Origin of the sequence: Rhizobium sp. CFBP 8752, from assembly GCF_014842035.1 — a bacterium.
In the GTDB taxonomy this organism is placed as follows: Bacteria; Pseudomonadota; Alphaproteobacteria; order Rhizobiales; family Rhizobiaceae; genus Neorhizobium; species Neorhizobium soli.
Window position 1 is genome coordinate 436,990 of the sequence record NZ_JACYUZ010000002.1, and the last position, 14,849, is coordinate 451,838.

Consider the following 14,849-nt stretch of genomic DNA (forward strand, 5'->3'; position numbering starts at 1 on the left):
CCGATGGTTCTCGTGGTTCAGGGCTTGGTCCGCCTAGCACGTTCCCGCGTCGCTGACCTGGTCGATCCTATACAAATCGTCTCGGCGGCAACCGGGGTTAGGAATACCGCACTCTTAAGATTGCAATCCTGATCATGCGGTCGGTCCCTGGTAGCGGATCCCGGTGACGGTCCCCTGCCTCAACAACAGGCGCTTGAAGACGAGGATGACTATGCCCCTGGAACACTGGCTCCGGCCGTTACGGCCCCTTCTCGTCGCGGCCCCGATCTTCGGGCTGACAATAGGATTGATCGCCTGGCACGGCGGATTTCAGGATCTCTATGCCACATCGCTGGCGCTTGCGACCGGCCTCGTCATGGTCGCCCTCGTTGCCCAGATCATCGCGCGGATTGGCGCCGGTGAAATCGGTCTGGATGCCATCGCGCTTCTCTCCATGGGCGGAGCCCTACTTTTTGGCGAATACCTTGCGGCGACGATCGTGGCCTTGATGTATTCCGGCGGTCAATATCTCGAGAATGTCGCCGAGGGCAGAGCCCGCCGCGAGATGACCGCGCTTCTTTCGCGTGCACCTCATGTGGCAACGAGGCGCCGTGAAAGCCAGATGGAGGAAGTGTCGGTCGATTCCATAGCGGTTGGCGACTGCCTTGTTGTTCGGCGTGGCGATCTGGTGCCGGTCGACGGAACCGTGAATGACGGCGAGGCTGTTCTCGACGAGTCCGCACTGACAGGCGAACCGCTGCCTGCCAAGAAACGCCCGGGCGATATCGTCATGAGCGGGGCCGCCAATGTCGGTGACCTCTTTAATATGACCGCCACAAAAGCAGCCTCCGACAGTACCTATGCGGGCATCTTGAAGCTTGTTGAGGCGGCCCAGCAGAGCAAGGCGCCGATGGCCCGCATGGCAGACCGGTACGCGTTGGTCTTCCTGACCGTCACAATGGCAATCGCTTTGCTAGCTTGGTGGATTTCCGGGGATCCTGTCAGGTCCGTCGCTGTCCTCGTGGTCGCAACACCCTGCCCACTCATCCTCGCCGTACCGATCGCTTGGGCTGCTGGTGTCTCAAGGGCGGCAAGCTCCGGTCTTCTGATCAAGGGGGCAAAAATCCTTGAAGAGCTAAGCATGATCCGGACGCTGGTGCTCGACAAGACAGGGACGCTGACCGATGGCAGACCGACCCTGCGAGAAATTTCTACATCTTGGGCAGAGGACGAGTTTCTGCGGCTCGTCGCTTCGCTCGATCAAGCATCGAGCCACGTGGCAGCCAAGGCGCTGGTTGATGCAGCGCATGCCCGGAACTTGAGCCTTGTTTCGCCGGAACAGGTGAGCGAGGAACCCGGCGAAGGAATTGCTGGGACGGTTGGCGACAGAAAGGTTGCCATCGGTGGCATCAACTTCATCGCCTCGGCCTACGGCGTTGAAATCAACGACGCACACACACCGGGAACCATCGCCGCAGCGGTCGCGATCGACGGGAAATTTGCCGGCATCTTGTTGTTTTCGGATCAACTGAGGGCGGGAGCTGCTTCGGCGTTGAACGGTTTCAAGGCAATTGGGGTAACGCGGATCATTCTGGCCACGGGCGACCGCGCGATTGTCGCACGCCAAATCACCGCCGGCCTGCCTTTCGATGAGGTCAGAGCCGACCTCTCGCCAGGCCAAAAGATCGACATCGTCAAGGATGAAAAGACACGCGCGCCGGTGATGATGATCGGCGATGGCGTGAATGACGCGCCTGCCCTTGCTGCAGCGAATATCGGACTTGCCATGGGTGCGCATGGCTCAGCTGCCGCCATCGAGTCGGCCGATGCGGTTCTGTTGGTGGAGAGGCTCGACAGGATTGTGGAGGGCATCGCGATTGCGCACGCCTGTCGACGGATCGCGCTACAGAGTATTTTTGCGGGCATCGGTCTGTCGGTTGGCGCGATGATCCTCGCCGCAGCGGGGTATTTGACGCCGGTGCAAGGTGCACTGTTTCAGGAAATCATCGATATCGCCGTCATTCTCAACGCCCTGCGTGCCCTGAGAATCCGACCTTCCGCCTCGCGTATGTCATAACGCGATTGGCGTCGCGCCTGTCTATTCTACCGCCACTGCTTGGTTTGGCTTGGATCGACGACCCGATCTACAGAGGCAGCAGTTCTCAGCTGCTCTCACCTTCAATCAGGTCCATGGGCCATACCAAACGTTTGACGGCATCGGGGTAGTGCAACTTGTATTCCGGCATGACAGACAACAGACCCTCGGCAAGGCTTATGCCGAGATCGCGAAGAGAAAGACTGAAGCAGGTCAGGCTTGGTTTGAGAAACTGGGCCTGCGGGCTCTGCCGCCCGATGATGGCGATGTCCTTGCCGGGCATAAGCCCGACCTCTTCCAGCCCGCGGTAGAGCCCGGTCACCAACGTCTCGTTGACAAGGACAACAGCGGTCGGACGGGTTTCACAGTCCATGATCTGACGAGCCACGCCATAGCCACCCGTTTCGCTCGGCGTGGCACGAAAAATGTGCTCCGGCGAAAGGGACAGATTGTGCCGGGCAAGAACCTCCTGGGATCGGTGAACGAACAGATGGCCGAGGTTCAGATCACCATTCGGCCAGATCAGGCCGATGTGCCGGTGACCGCTTTTCACAAGCCGCTCGATGGCGACCTCCGCCATGCCCTCGAAATCCAGATCGATCCAAGGCTGGCCGACATCGGTCTGGCTTCGCCCCAAGGTGATGAAGGGAATATTGTGGCGAGCGAGCAGTTCAAAACGCGCATCGTGGAGACGGGTGGCAGAGAGAATGACAGCATCCGCGAAGCCACGCGCGACGACGCGCTGAAGATAGGCGTCCGGGTCTTGGTCGGATGAACACAGCAGTGCGACGAGATCAAGCTTGTGACGGGCAAGGACGGTTTGCACGCCGTCGAAGACACTCATAAAGAACGTGTCGCCCTGGCCTGTAATTTCGGGTCCCGTCTGCATCATGAAGCCGATGACGCCTGTCGACCCCTTGCGCAGAGAACGCCCCGACTGGTTGGCGACATAGCCCAGTCTGGTGGCCGCTTCGAGAACCCGGCGCCGAGTCTCTTCATTCACGTCCGCCTTTCCGTTCAAGGCGCGGGACACAGTTCCTATTGATATATCTAGATAATTTGCCAGCTGGCGAATGCCCTTCATGAACTGCCTTTCCGCGGACCCGAATGCGTCGCCCAAAACAATATTGACAAATTCTGGCTCCTGTCCATACTACCGTAAACGTTTACGGAAAATCGGAAGAGGAGTTTTGATTTCCGTAAGGAGGAGGATACTAGTGACATACAATGCTGTTTTGTGTGGATGCGGAGCTATGGCCAAAGGCTGGCTCCGGGCGGTGCGGGACACGCCCCACATCAAAGATGCCATAGAAATCGTTGGCCTCGTTGATCTCGACCGAGCGACAGCTGAGGCGCTTGCAACCGAATTCAATCTTCAACAAGCGGTTATCGGGACGGATCTGGAAGTTGTTCTCGCGGAGACCAAGCCAGACATCCTGTTGGATGTCGTCATCCCCAACGCTCGCCATTCGGTGGTCAGCGCCGGCCTCGCCCATGGCTGCCACGTCTTAAGCGAAAAGCCGATGGCAACCTCCATGGAGGAAGCGCAGGATCTGCGCCGTGCCGCCAGCGCAGCGGGTCGTATTCATGCCGTCGTTCAGAACCGACGTTTCATTGCAGGCGTCCGCCGCATGCGTCGTCTGGTCGAAAGCGGCGCGATCGGCGAGGTCACGGGCATTCATTCCGATTTCTTCCTCGGCCCACATTTCGGTGGCTTTCGAGAAGAGATGGAGAATGTCCTGCTCCTCGACATGGCGATCCATACGTTTGATGCAGCGCGTTTCGTGTCCGGCAAGGCGCCCCTCTCGGTCTATTGTGTTGAAACCAATCCGGCCGGCTCATGGTACGCCCATGGCGCTGCGGCCAATGCGATTTTCCGTTTCTCGGACGATGTGGTCTTTACCTATCGAGGTTCCTGGTGTGCCGAAGGCGAGCGCACCAGCTGGGAAAGCGCGTGGCGCATTGTCGGCTCGAAAGGCATGCTGACCTGGGATGGCGAAGACACGTTTAGGGCTGCCGTTGCCGGGAACGAACCCGGCCTCCTCCCGGGCTTTACGTCAATTGACGTGCCTGACCCTGCCAGAGACGAGGAAACCCACGGCCACGCCAGCGTGATCGCCGATTTCCTCGATGCCATCAGCACCGGGCGCGAACCCGAAACAGTCAACCACGACAATATCAAAAGCCTGGCCATGGTGCTTGGCGCCATCGAAAGCGCCAAGTCGGGCCAATCCGTCGACATTTCAGCATAGGGACCGTGACATTGATCAACCAGCAGGAAAAATCCATTCGCATCGGCACCATGGTCAGCGCCTCGAAGGGGCAGGCTGCAGAACGCATTTCGCAGATCGCCGACATGGGGTTTGAAAGTTTCGAGCCCTTTTTCTGGCAGACGACCAATGGTCAGGACATTGCCGAGCTCGGCAAGCGCTGCCGCGAGGCGATTGGAGATCGCGACATTACGATGTCGACACTTGGCATGTTCGGTAACCCGCTCGAAGAGACCGACATGGACCTTCAGACGTTGCAGGGTTGGAAGGATTGCATCGACAATGCCCACCATTTTGGAGCGACGTGCGTTGCCGGCTTTACCGGCCGCATCCGCAACAAGCCCCTGCCCGACAGCCTTCCACGTTACAAGCAGATTTGGAGTGAGCTCGCCAAGCGGGCGGCGGACAAGGGTGTGAAAATCGCTTTTGAGAACTGCGCCATGGACGGCAACTGGGCGACGGGCGACTGGAATATCGCTCACAATCCGGATGCCTGGGAGCTGATGTTCAACGAGACCCCCGATGACAATATCGGGCTTGAATGGGAACCCTGCCATCAGATGGTCTATCTCATCGACCCACTGCCGCAGATCCGCAAATGGGCTTCGAAGATCTTTCACGTCCACGGCAAGGATGCGACCATTCGGTGGGACGTCATTCGCGAACATGGCATTTTCGGCAAACATCCGTTCGTCTTGATGCGCACACCCGGTTTCGGCGACAGCAACTGGACGGACATCATCTCCGAGCTGCGACTGGCGGGCTGGTCCGGCTCCATCGACATCGAAGGCTGGCACGACCCGGTCTATCGGGATGGACTGGAGATGACCGGACAGGTTCACGGTCTCAATCACCTGAAACAGGCGCGCGGCGGCGATTTCGTCGTCGACCCGGTTTAGATCGTTCAATGTTGGCGCGGCAAGGAGGAGGCCGCGCCGCGCGAAAGTGCATTCCGGAGAACCACAAAGGAGGACAATATGGGTATCCGAACATATACGATCGCCATCGCTACGGCGTTTGCAGCAACTGCATCGCTCTTTGCGCTCAGCGCTCAGGCAGAAGACGTCAAGCTGACGCTATGGTCGCTCGACCGCGACATTCAGCCCGCCCCCAATCTCATCAAGGAATTCAACGCCCAGAAGAACGGCATCCAGATCGAATATCGCCAGATTCAGTTCGACGATGTGGTCAGCGAGGCGATGCGAGCCTATTCGACCGGTAAAGCACCTGACATTATCGCAATCGACAACCCAAATCATGCCATGTTTGCGTCCCGCAAGGCATTTCTGGACCTTACCGACATGATTGCCGGTTCAAGCACGATCAAGCCGGAAAACTACTTCCCCGGCCCGCTCGCCTCCGCCACCTGGGACGGAAGATATTACGGCGTGCCGAAAGCGACGAATACGATCGCGCTTTACTACAACAAGGATCTGTTCAAAGCCGCGGGCCTCGATCCGGAAAAGCCGCCGCAGACCTGGGACGAGTTGCTCGAGACCGCCAAGAAGCTGACCGACCCATCCAAGAATGTTTACGGCATCACCTTCTCGGCCAAAGCCAATGAGGAAGGCACGTTCCAGTTCCTGCCCTGGGCACAGATGGGCGGCGCCACCTACAAGTCCATCAACAGTGATGGGGCTGTCCGGGCGCTGACGATCTGGAAGCAGTTGCTCGACGGCAAAATGACATCTCCCGATACGTTGACGCGCAGCCAGTGGGATTCCACGGCAACCTTCAATGCGGGCAATGCGGCGATGGCGATATCCGGACCTTGGGAAATCGACCGCATGGTGACCGATGCCAAGTTTGACTGGGGAACCGCGCTCTTGCCAGTGCCGCAGGAAGGTGCCGAGCGCTCTTCCGCTATGGGCGACTACAACTGGGCGATTTTCTCCAATACCAAACATCCGGAAGAGGCGTTCAAGGCGCTTGAGTTCTTCGCCTCCAAAGACGTCACCATGTACAAGGATTTCGGCCAGATCCCTGCCCGTTCCGACCTGCCGATCCCGCCGACCGGAAATGCGCTTAAGGATGCGGCCCTCAAGACCTTCGTGGAACAGCTGAAATATGCCAAGCCACGCGGCCCTTCGCCAGAATGGCCGAAGATTTCCAAGGCAATTCAAGATGCCGTCCAGGCGGCGCTGACCGGACAGATGGAGCCTAAGGCCGCGCTCGATCAGGCTGCAGAGAAGATCAAGCTTATCGAAGGCTGAGGCAGGACTGCCTTTCTCAGGAGCCGAGGGCACTCGTGCCATCCACCTTTTCCTCCCGGAAGGAGCTGTCTCGTTCGTCAAGAGCGGACAGCTCCACACCGGATCTTATGGGGTTTCCATGAAAAGGATACTTTCCAGCATCACGGACGGCCGCGGCTTCGACATTGGCCTGGTCGGAGTTCCCTTTGCCTTCCTGTTCATTCTTGCGGGCTTGCCCTTGCTCTACAATATCCTGATGAGCTTTCAGGAAGTGGACATGTTCAGTCTGGGAAGCATCATCAGGCCATTCGTCGGCTTCAAGAACTACATCGATCTGTTCAAGCAGCCCGAAACCCTGCCTATTCTCTTCAACACCGTCATTTTCGTGGTCGGCTCGATCGCTGGCCAGTTTCTCATCGGGTTTGGCCTTGCGCTGTTTTTCTGGGTCAACTTTCCGGGATCATCGTGGCTTCGTGGATTGTTTCTGGTCTCTTGGGTCATGCCGGGTCTGGTCGTCGGTGCGATCTGGAACTGGATACTCTCGGGGGACTTTGGCGTCCTGAACTTCTTTCTGCGTGAAAGCGGCCTGATCGACAGCAATATCTTCTGGCGCTCAGACCCCAATTTCTCGCTCTGGGCGGTCGTGCTCGCCAATATATGGCTTGGTACATCGTTCAACATGATCCTTCTGTCCGTCGGTCTTTCCGCCATACCCGGCGATCTCTATGAAGCAGCCGAGCTGGACGGTGCAAACGCCTGGCAGCGCTTCTGGACCATCACACTGCCCATGATGCGCTCCACCATCGGCGCGATCATTTCGCTCGGGCTTATCTTCACACTGCAACAGTTCGATCTGTTCGCGGCAATCACGGATGGCGGGCCGAACAACTCATCCAATGTCGCCCAATACTGGGCCTGGGACCTCTCCTTCCGGCAATACGACTTTGGCAAAGGCGCGACGATCTCGGTCATCATGACCGTGTTCGTGATGTTTGCGGCTATCGTCTATGTGCGCTCGACCCGTCATGAGGTGCGCGGATGACTGAAACCAACCGAAACCGCCTGATGCTCGCCATCGCCATCATCATGGCGGCGATCTACCTGTTTCCGCTCTACTGGATGTACGTCACGGCTTTGAAAACGGGCTCGGAGATGTTTGCCACCCCGCCCAGCTTCTGGCCATCGACAGCGCAGTGGAGCACCTTCGCGTATGTCTGGGAAAGCCGGAACATGGGCCGTTACCTATGGAACTCAACGCTGATCGCCTTTGGATCGGTGGCGCTCATCGCCGTTCTCGGTACCGGCTGTGCCTATGTACTGGCGCGGTACCGTAACCGCTGGGTGGATGTAGGCCTGTTCCTCATTCTGATGCTGCAGGTTCTGCCCGCATCGCTGATGATCACGCCGATCTTCGTCGGGTTCTCCCAAGTCGGTTTGCTGGACTACCCGCGCTTTGCCGTCATCCTGGCGATAGCGGCAAAGAGCATGCCGTTCTTCGTGGTTCTCGTGCGGGCGACATTCATGGCTGTGCCGATGGAGCTTGAGGAGGCCGCATTGGTCGATGGCAACTCGCGCATCGGTGCCTTCTTCAACATCGTGCTCCCGCTTGCCCGCAACGGTATTCTTGTCAGCGCCATCCTCATCTTCATGCAGGCATTCGGCGAGTTCGTCTATTCGAAGTCGATGATCCAGAACATCGAATTGCAGCCCGCAAGTGTCGGTCTCAACTCGTTCATGGGCCCAAACACCAGCGAATGGAACAACATCATGGCGTACGCAACGATGTACGTAACCCCGATCCTTGCCATCTTCGTCCTTCTGCAGCGCCGCATCGTTTCCGGCCTCACATCGGGAGCTCTCAAATGACCAATCAAATCGAATTGTCGGGCGTCAACAAATATTACGGTGCCTATCACGCGCTGAAGAACATCGACCTCACCATTCGCAAAGGCGCTTTCGTCGCCCTGGTGGGACCGTCCGGATGTGGCAAATCAACGCTTCTGCGCGCCCTCGCAGGGCTTGAATCGATCTCCGAAGGTAACCTTGTTATTGCCGGCGACCGCATGAACAATGTACCGCCCCGCAAGCGGGATCTCGCCATGGTGTTCCAGTCCTATGCGCTCTACCCGCATATGACGGTTGAGGAAAACCTCACCTATAGCCTGCGCATTCGCGGCACCAAGAAGGCGGATGCGAAGAAGGCGGCAGAGGACGTGGCCGCCATTACCGGCCTGTCGGACCTGCTGCATCGCTATCCCCGCGAACTCTCCGGCGGACAGCGACAGCGTGTCGCGATGAGCCGGGCCATTATCCGCAATCCCAAAGCCTTTCTGTTCGATGAGCCACTGTCCAACCTCGACGCCGCCCTGCGTGTCCATATGCGCAAGGAAATCAGGGCACTGCATGACCGGCTTGGCGCGACCTCGGTCTATGTCACGCACGACCAGATCGAAGCGATGACAATGGCTGATCACGTCGTGGTCATGCGCCAGGGCGTGATCGAGCAACAGGGCCGGCCACTTGAACTCTATGACCGACCGGTCAACCGTTTCGTTGCCGGATTTATAGGATCGCCGGCCATGAATTTCATTCCGGCAACGACTGGACCGGATGGAAAAAACCTCATTCTGGATCTTGGCCGGCCACAGACGATCGGTCTCGACAGAACCATTCCGGCCAATCGAAATCTTGTCGTCGGTCTGCGGCCCGAACATCTTACCATCGCCGAAGACGGCAAGGGTTTGTTGGAAGCACCAGTGGCCTTGGTCGAGTCGACAGGGTCAACGACCTTCGTCACAACGGCAACGACGCCCGAATGTGTCGTCGTCGTAAATGGACGAGTTCCAATAACCGGCGGTCAAACCGTCGGATTGAATTTCCAGCAGGAACACATTCATCTGTTCGATGCGGAAACGGACAGTCGGATTGAATGATTGATGCCTATGGCGACAAGCGTAACCACGCTCTTGAGCCGGGTGGCCGCGTCCGACGGCTTGCAGAAATCGTTCTGGCCGGTTTTGGTGAGCGCAGCTGGCACCGTTGTTTTTCCGCTGCGGCTTTCTTCTCTGCATTTTCCCCTTGCGGTCCGCCAATTCTGACCCGCCACACCCCCATGTTCATGGCTGGCGCGGTTTGGGGATTTGCTCAATAATCCTTTCTGGCCAAGCCGAGGCCTGAAAGCGAGTGTTATCTTGAACACCCAAACGGAGAGAGCCGGACCTATATCCGTTGTCATCGTCGAGGACGATGGACCAACACGTCGGCGTATCGCTGACGGCCTGTCCGACGCTTCCGCATTTTCGGTTCTTCAGGCGGGAACGCTCTCGGAGGCGCGCCAAGTGCTGGAGTCTGGTTATCCTGATGTGCTTCTGACTGACCTCCAGCTACCCGATGGCCATGGCATGGACCTGATCCGCGACGTCCGGCAGCATAGCCAGACCACCGAGATCTTGGTCATCTCCATCCTGGGCGATGAAGAAAGCGTCATTTCGGCTATTTTACTCGGCGCCAACGGCTATCTGCTGAAGGACGCTCTGCTGACCGACATCGCCGACACGGTGCGCGATCTTATGCGGGGCCACTCGCCAATCTCGGCCTCGATAGCCCGTTTCATCGTCAAACGGACCCAAGGCGTCAAGGATCCCGTCGTCGGGACGGACTTGAATACCGCCAAGCTGACAGCGCGCGAAATCGACATTCTGTGGGGCATCGCCAAGGGTTTCAGCTACGCCGACATCGCGGATTATCTGGGTATTTCACGCCAGACCGTTCCCGGCTATATAAAGAACATCTATCGCAAGCTCGAGGTGAATACCCGCGGTGAGGCCGTATTCGAAGCCTTGCAGCAGGGCTTGATAAAGCTTTAGGATGAAAGCTGCCGCTCACCAAGTTGGAAGGATGGCTCGACCGCGTGGCAGGATCGGCTGGGTGCTGCTGTACCTGGCGCTGCAACCTGTCATCATCGTCCTTTGCATCCTGGCCCGCCAGATCGGCCCGCCCCTGCCTCCCGCGGTCTATGAACTGAGCGGCGTTGAGCTTCAAGACGCGACAGGCCAATTCCGTTCTGTGGACCTCCCGGACTTTCGCCCCGTCTCCGAAGATGCGACCTCCTCTGCGATTTATCGCGTCTCACTCGAACGACCGACCACGCAGAAAGATGTGGCATGGAGCATTTTCGTGCCGCGCTTTACCACGGGCGTACAATTCGAGGTCAACGGCTCAATGATCCACGATACGCACCGGAATGTTATGAGCCGCAGACCCGACCGCAATACGTCCGCCATAGCGACGATTCCGGAAAGCCTGCTGCATGAGGGGCGCAATGAGCTGATCATTCACCTCGTCACATGGGGGCCGGTCGGCGGCTATCTGGACAGCGTTTATGCCGGTCCGGACAAGATCCTGAGACCGGTTCACGATCAGCGGTCGATCATGTTCGAGACCCTGCCCCTCATCCTTGTTGCCGGACAGGCGACATTGGGAGCGATCCTCGGCCTGATCTGGATCAACCGCCGGAACGATCGCAGCTATGGGCTGCTTGCGCTCGCCATGCTGATCGGTTTTTTTCAGTATTTCGTCTCGATGCCAGCATCGCCACAGACGCTCGGCCTCGTCGGCGCTGCCGTTGTTACGCAAGCGCCGCTGGTTCTGCACTTCATCGTGCGCTTCATCGACATGCCGCCACCGCGATGGCTTCATCTCACATTCGTACCCGGCATTATTATTGCCTTTGCGGGCCTTACGGGACAGCATGATTTACTTCACGCACTCTTCCTGCCGCTAGGGCCACCAACGATTGCTCTCTGCGCCGCCGTTGCTTGCCTCCTTTTGGGCAACGCAGCTCTGCGCGGAAACCGAAAGGCGCTGATAATGGCGCCTGTATTCTCAGTCATGCTGGGGTGCGCCCTGAACGATATCCTGACGGTCAGCCGGCTCATTCCGGGTGAACGGATCTTTATCGGCTGGTTCGGTTATTCGATCGTCCTGATCGTCATCGGAGTCTGGCTGACCTGGCGTTTCGTCCAGGCTTTGAATGATGCCGACAGTTTCGCCGACCGGTTGGTGAAGCAAGTATCGGAGGCCGAGGTCAAGCTCAGGGCAAGTTTTTCCCGCGAAGAAGAACGCGCAAGGGCGGCGGCTTTGGCCTCGGAGCGGACGCGATTGATGCGGGACCTGCATGACGGGTTGGGCGGGCAACTCGTCAGCATCGTCGCTCTTGCCGAACAGCCGAGAGATACAACGAATACAATCGGAGATGCCGCTCGCGCTGCGCTGCGCGATCTTCGTCTGGTCATCAACGCAATGGAAGAGATCGATGGCGACCTCATGCTTGCCCTTGGCTCCTGGAGGGAGCGGATATCAGGCCAGTTGCGTGTCCACGACATGCAGCTGGTTTGGAGCGTGCAGTCGCCACACGGACTTCCCGTCTATCCGGGCCTTCGTCCAAGGCACGTTATCCAGGTTATCAGGCTGCTTGACGAAGCTGTCACCAATGCGATCAAACACTCGGGCGCATCGATGGTGACGATCATGATCGAGACCATAGCTGGCCCCGACGGCGACGCGAGGGGCCAGATCTCCGTCAGGGACAACGGTTGCGGCTTTGCGGTCGATGCGGTGAATGGGGCGGGGACGGTGCAGGGCCGAGGCTTGCTCAACATGAAAAAGCGCGCAGCCCTCTGCGATGTGACCTTGTCCGTCACAAGCGCACCGCTCGGCACGACGGTCTCGCTGCTGCTACCCGCCGACTTCCCCGAAGCCACCCAAGGGGGCTGATGCCAGCGGGGAGCGCGCGTATAAGGTGATAGGAACCGAGCGCGGAGAAACTTTCATCGCCTGGACTATCTGATGCCGAGACGGTTCCTCGGGCCACCACGATTGACCGGCGCTACACCGAGACCGGGTGCGCGAACGCCCGGCCTGCGGACACACCCAACCGGCAAGCCCGGAGCAGTACAATAGATCGCGGTCCTTGCCACGGGACGCGCCACGCAACCAAGCGGAACCCCCGGCGCCGTGCAGTAAACGACCACCGCGGCCGGGGGGCGCACCACGCAGCCTTTTGGGACGCCGACGGCGTTGCAATACACGACGGCCGCCGCCGGCGCGGCCGTGAAAATTGGCGCTGCCAGCACGGCAAGATAGGTAAGGGCCAATGCGGCCTTGAAACCATTTGGGCGATGTTTCATGGCGAATGTCTCCCGGATTCTAAACTGCGCCGACGGATACCGGCTTGACCCCATCATGCCCGTTTCCGGTGCCGCGAATACGCCATGAACATGGGGTGGATGCGCACCTTAAACGCACTTAATGGTTGAAACTATCGATTGCTCGCCAAGCCGGTTTGCCCGGCGAGCCGTAGTTTCTCTGCAAGTGCGAACGGGACTGGCACGATGGACGTCTCCGCGACTGCAACAGGCCCGTCCCCGGCCCCCGATCAGTCTGTCGTCAACGTCGCGGACTGGATCGTCAGTGCAGAGCAGGTCGTCGATCGTCTCGAGACGGCGTTGGTGGACACGGCGCTCGCCCTGCCACATCTTGATCGGGAACTGTTATGGGCGGGCACGGTGTCCATGACCTCGGCGCCCAGGGTTCTTGCCCTCAGCCTTGGCGCCGTCGGTGTCGTCATGCTGATTTTTATGCTGAGCAGTTACGGGCTGAGAGGCCGACGCGAGGCTGCCGCGCGCGAACGCGTCCCATTCCTCGCCGTCTTGAAACGGACGGCCTGGAGCCTTGTGCCATTGCTGGCCGCCACCGCGGTGGGGCGCGCAATAGCCGTTCGACTGCTGAGCGCCGATCCGCTCGGGGATGGTTTTGCCAGGGAGTTTCTTGTTTCCGTCATCTACTGGCTGTCTGCCATTACCTTTCTCGGCATTGTCTTTTCGCCCCGCACTCCTCAATTGCGGCTTCTGCCGCTGGACGAGAGCGGCGCGGAAAAAGGACTTCGGCGAAGCGCCGTGATCCTGGCGTGCGGATACCTGATGGTGTGCCTTCTGGCAGCAGCCGCCCGCGTCGGCATGCCGCCGAACTCGGTGCGGCTGCTGGCGATACTCGGCGCGTTTGCCATGACGGCGGCGGCTTTGAGATTACTGCATCTTCTGCGCCGGCACGGCCTGACGCCGCGGCTACACATGGTCGCCGCCTGGATGATCCTGCTGGTGTCAGGCTTGTGGATATGGGGCTGGCTGATGCAGCAGTTTGACCTGTACCAGGGCATCAAGGGAACAACGATCGCTCTTATGCTGGCGCTGGCCTTCGATCGCTCGATCGCCCTCTCGATCCAGCTGTCGCGCAAGCCCGAGGTGATGCGTCGACTGTTCGTGGTGCGGGTGGTGATCGATGCCTTGGCGGCAGCTGTCATCCTCAGGCTGATCGTCGAGTACTGGCTGGTCGGCACGCTTGCGGTCATCCCGCAACAGGATTGGCCGCATTACTCGCGGCAGATCAATTTTTCGCTTTTGGTGTTGGTGCTCGCTGCCGTACTCGCCGCGGTTACCCACGCATGGGTAGAGTCGCGCATGATGCCGAAGGAGGCTCTCACCTCGCTGGAAGACGCGGAGTTGCACCTTGCGCGTATGACAACGGTTCTGCCGATCCTTCGTGTGGTCTTGCTGGGGCTCATCGGATCGATTTTCTCGCTCGTGACCCTGTCGGTTCTTGGGGTCGACACCACTCCCATCATAGCCGGCGCCGGCATTTTGGGTCTGGCCATCAGTCTCGGGTCCCAGGCGTTGGTGAAGGACGTAATATCGGGCATTTTCTGGATGCTGGACGATGCGTTCCGGCTCGGCGAAGAGATTGAAATCGACTCCACTCCCGGCAGGGTGGAGCAGATACTGATCCGCAGTCTCAGACTGCGCGGCTTGGATGACAGGCTGCATACAATTCCCTATGGCCAGATCGAGACCGTTGTCAGCCGCAGTCGCGGACTCGTCCTCGCTCGGGTTAGCCTGAGACTGGAGAACGACACGGACGCCGTCGGGCACGCGCGGTTACTGCGGTTGGCGGCGTCGACCCTTCGAAGCGAAACCAGGCTTCAGGCCGATATCGTCGGCAAGATCGCGATCAGCCCGCCTGAAGCCCATCTGCAGACCAGGGAGCTGGTGTTGAGCTTCAATTTGGCGCGTGCCGCAGCGGTGACCGCCCTTCCCCTGATCCGCTCTCTGCTGCTTGAAGTGCTCGAAGCCTCCGGCTTCGATCTCGCGCCAGATGGCGTCCACGTCTCTCTTGCTGAAAGGCGCGCCACGGCAGCCCCGGTGGCTGGCACACTGGACGAGGTGCAGACCCCATGAACATGGGATGGCTTCACTGCAG

Annotated in this window: 13 protein-coding genes; 11 read left to right on the top strand and 2 right to left on the bottom strand. The window is 59.0% G+C overall.

The genetic code is table 11. The features are described 5' to 3' along the window. The first annotated feature begins 205 nt into the window (after positions 1–205). The gene (locus IFT59_RS15200) at positions 206–2,056 is read left to right on the top strand and encodes a heavy metal translocating P-type ATPase (protein ID WP_249407604.1); all 1,851 of its coding nucleotides are present in this window, start codon (positions 206–208) and stop codon (positions 2,054–2,056) included. 85 nt (positions 2,057–2,141) lie between these two features. On the opposite strand, the gene IFT59_RS15205 is transcribed toward IFT59_RS15200, so the two are convergent. Next, positions 2,142–3,158 carry a LacI family DNA-binding transcriptional regulator gene (locus IFT59_RS15205; protein ID WP_062577848.1) on the bottom strand — a complete coding sequence of 339 codons (1,017 nt, stop codon included), beginning with the start codon at positions 3,156–3,158 and terminating at the stop codon, positions 2,142–2,144. 133 nt (positions 3,159–3,291) lie between these two features. Here IFT59_RS15205 and IFT59_RS15210 point away from each other — a divergent pair, with 133 nt between their 5' ends. The 9 genes from IFT59_RS15210 to IFT59_RS15250 all read left to right on the top strand — a co-directional run bounded on the left by IFT59_RS15210 (position 3,292) and on the right by IFT59_RS15250 (position 12,311). Next, on the top strand, positions 3,292–4,326 hold the full coding sequence (locus IFT59_RS15210) for a Gfo/Idh/MocA family protein (RefSeq protein ID WP_192087517.1): 1,035 nt from the start codon (positions 3,292–3,294) through the stop codon (positions 4,324–4,326). A 50-nt stretch (positions 4,327–4,376) separates the two neighbouring features. Beyond that, on the top strand, positions 4,377–5,243 hold the full coding sequence (locus IFT59_RS15215) for a sugar phosphate isomerase/epimerase family protein (protein WP_197978140.1): 867 nt from the start codon (positions 4,377–4,379) through the stop codon (positions 5,241–5,243). A 78-nt stretch (positions 5,244–5,321) separates the two neighbouring features. Further along, the gene (locus IFT59_RS15220) at positions 5,322–6,557 is read left to right on the top strand and encodes an ABC transporter substrate-binding protein (protein WP_192087400.1); all 1,236 of its coding nucleotides are present in this window, start codon (positions 5,322–5,324) and stop codon (positions 6,555–6,557) included. A gap of 118 nt (positions 6,558–6,675) precedes the next feature. Then, positions 6,676–7,578: a carbohydrate ABC transporter permease gene (locus IFT59_RS15225; RefSeq protein WP_062459955.1), complete on the top strand. Its 903-nt coding sequence runs from the start codon at positions 6,676–6,678 to the stop codon at positions 7,576–7,578. Beyond that, a complete protein-coding gene (locus IFT59_RS15230; RefSeq protein WP_062577842.1) occupies positions 7,575–8,402 on the top strand; it encodes a carbohydrate ABC transporter permease in 828 nt (275 codons plus the stop codon). The genes IFT59_RS15225 and IFT59_RS15230 overlap by 4 nt, the downstream gene beginning before the upstream one ends. Then, a complete protein-coding gene (locus tag IFT59_RS15235; RefSeq protein WP_192087401.1) occupies positions 8,399–9,469 on the top strand; it encodes an ABC transporter ATP-binding protein in 1,071 nt (356 codons plus the stop codon). The genes IFT59_RS15230 and IFT59_RS15235 overlap by 4 nt, the downstream gene beginning before the upstream one ends. Continuing rightward, entirely contained in the window at positions 9,466–9,687 is a 222-nt protein-coding gene (locus IFT59_RS15240) for a hypothetical protein (RefSeq protein WP_139283875.1), read from the top strand. Before IFT59_RS15235 ends, IFT59_RS15240 begins: the two co-directional genes overlap by 4 nt. A 40-nt stretch (positions 9,688–9,727) precedes the next feature. After that, complete coding sequence (locus tag IFT59_RS15245) at positions 9,728–10,402, top strand: response regulator (protein WP_092662887.1); 675 nt, start codon at positions 9,728–9,730, stop codon at positions 10,400–10,402. Between the two features lie 31 nt (positions 10,403–10,433). Then, the gene (locus IFT59_RS15250) at positions 10,434–12,311 is read left to right on the top strand and encodes a sensor histidine kinase (RefSeq protein WP_192087402.1); all 1,878 of its coding nucleotides are present in this window, start codon (positions 10,434–10,436) and stop codon (positions 12,309–12,311) included. A gap of 65 nt (positions 12,312–12,376) precedes the next feature. Here the strand turns inward: IFT59_RS15250 and IFT59_RS15255 are convergent, their stop codons facing one another. Further along, positions 12,377–12,724, bottom strand: coding sequence for a hypothetical protein (locus IFT59_RS15255; RefSeq protein WP_082476433.1), 348 nt, complete (start codon positions 12,722–12,724; stop codon positions 12,377–12,379). A gap of 204 nt (positions 12,725–12,928) precedes the next feature. Here IFT59_RS15255 and IFT59_RS15260 point away from each other — a divergent pair, with 204 nt between their 5' ends. Next, entirely contained in the window at positions 12,929–14,827 is a 1,899-nt protein-coding gene (locus tag IFT59_RS15260) for a mechanosensitive ion channel family protein (protein ID WP_192087403.1), read from the top strand. Positions 14,828–14,849 lie beyond the last annotated feature (22 nt).

Coding starts and splice junctions, on each gene's coding strand:
- IFT59_RS15225 (WP_062459955.1), top strand. CDS start 6,676: ATGAAAAGGATACTTTCCAGCATCACGGACGGCCGCGGCTTCGACATT.
- IFT59_RS15255 (WP_082476433.1), bottom strand. CDS start 12,724: ATGAAACATCGCCCAAATGGTTTCAAGGCCGCATTGGCCCTTACCTAT.
- IFT59_RS15235 (WP_192087401.1), top strand. CDS start 8,399: ATGACCAATCAAATCGAATTGTCGGGCGTCAACAAATATTACGGTGCC.
- IFT59_RS15200 (WP_249407604.1), top strand. CDS start 206: ATGACTATGCCCCTGGAACACTGGCTCCGGCCGTTACGGCCCCTTCTC.
- IFT59_RS15240 (WP_139283875.1), top strand. CDS start 9,466: ATGATTGATGCCTATGGCGACAAGCGTAACCACGCTCTTGAGCCGGGT.
- IFT59_RS15220 (WP_192087400.1), top strand. CDS start 5,322: ATGGGTATCCGAACATATACGATCGCCATCGCTACGGCGTTTGCAGCA.
- IFT59_RS15215 (WP_197978140.1), top strand. CDS start 4,377: ATGGTCAGCGCCTCGAAGGGGCAGGCTGCAGAACGCATTTCGCAGATC.
- IFT59_RS15205 (WP_062577848.1), bottom strand. CDS start 3,158: ATGAAGGGCATTCGCCAGCTGGCAAATTATCTAGATATATCAATAGGA.
- IFT59_RS15230 (WP_062577842.1), top strand. CDS start 7,575: ATGACTGAAACCAACCGAAACCGCCTGATGCTCGCCATCGCCATCATC.
- IFT59_RS15250 (WP_192087402.1), top strand. CDS start 10,434: ATGGCTCGACCGCGTGGCAGGATCGGCTGGGTGCTGCTGTACCTGGCG.
- IFT59_RS15260 (WP_192087403.1), top strand. CDS start 12,929: ATGGACGTCTCCGCGACTGCAACAGGCCCGTCCCCGGCCCCCGATCAG.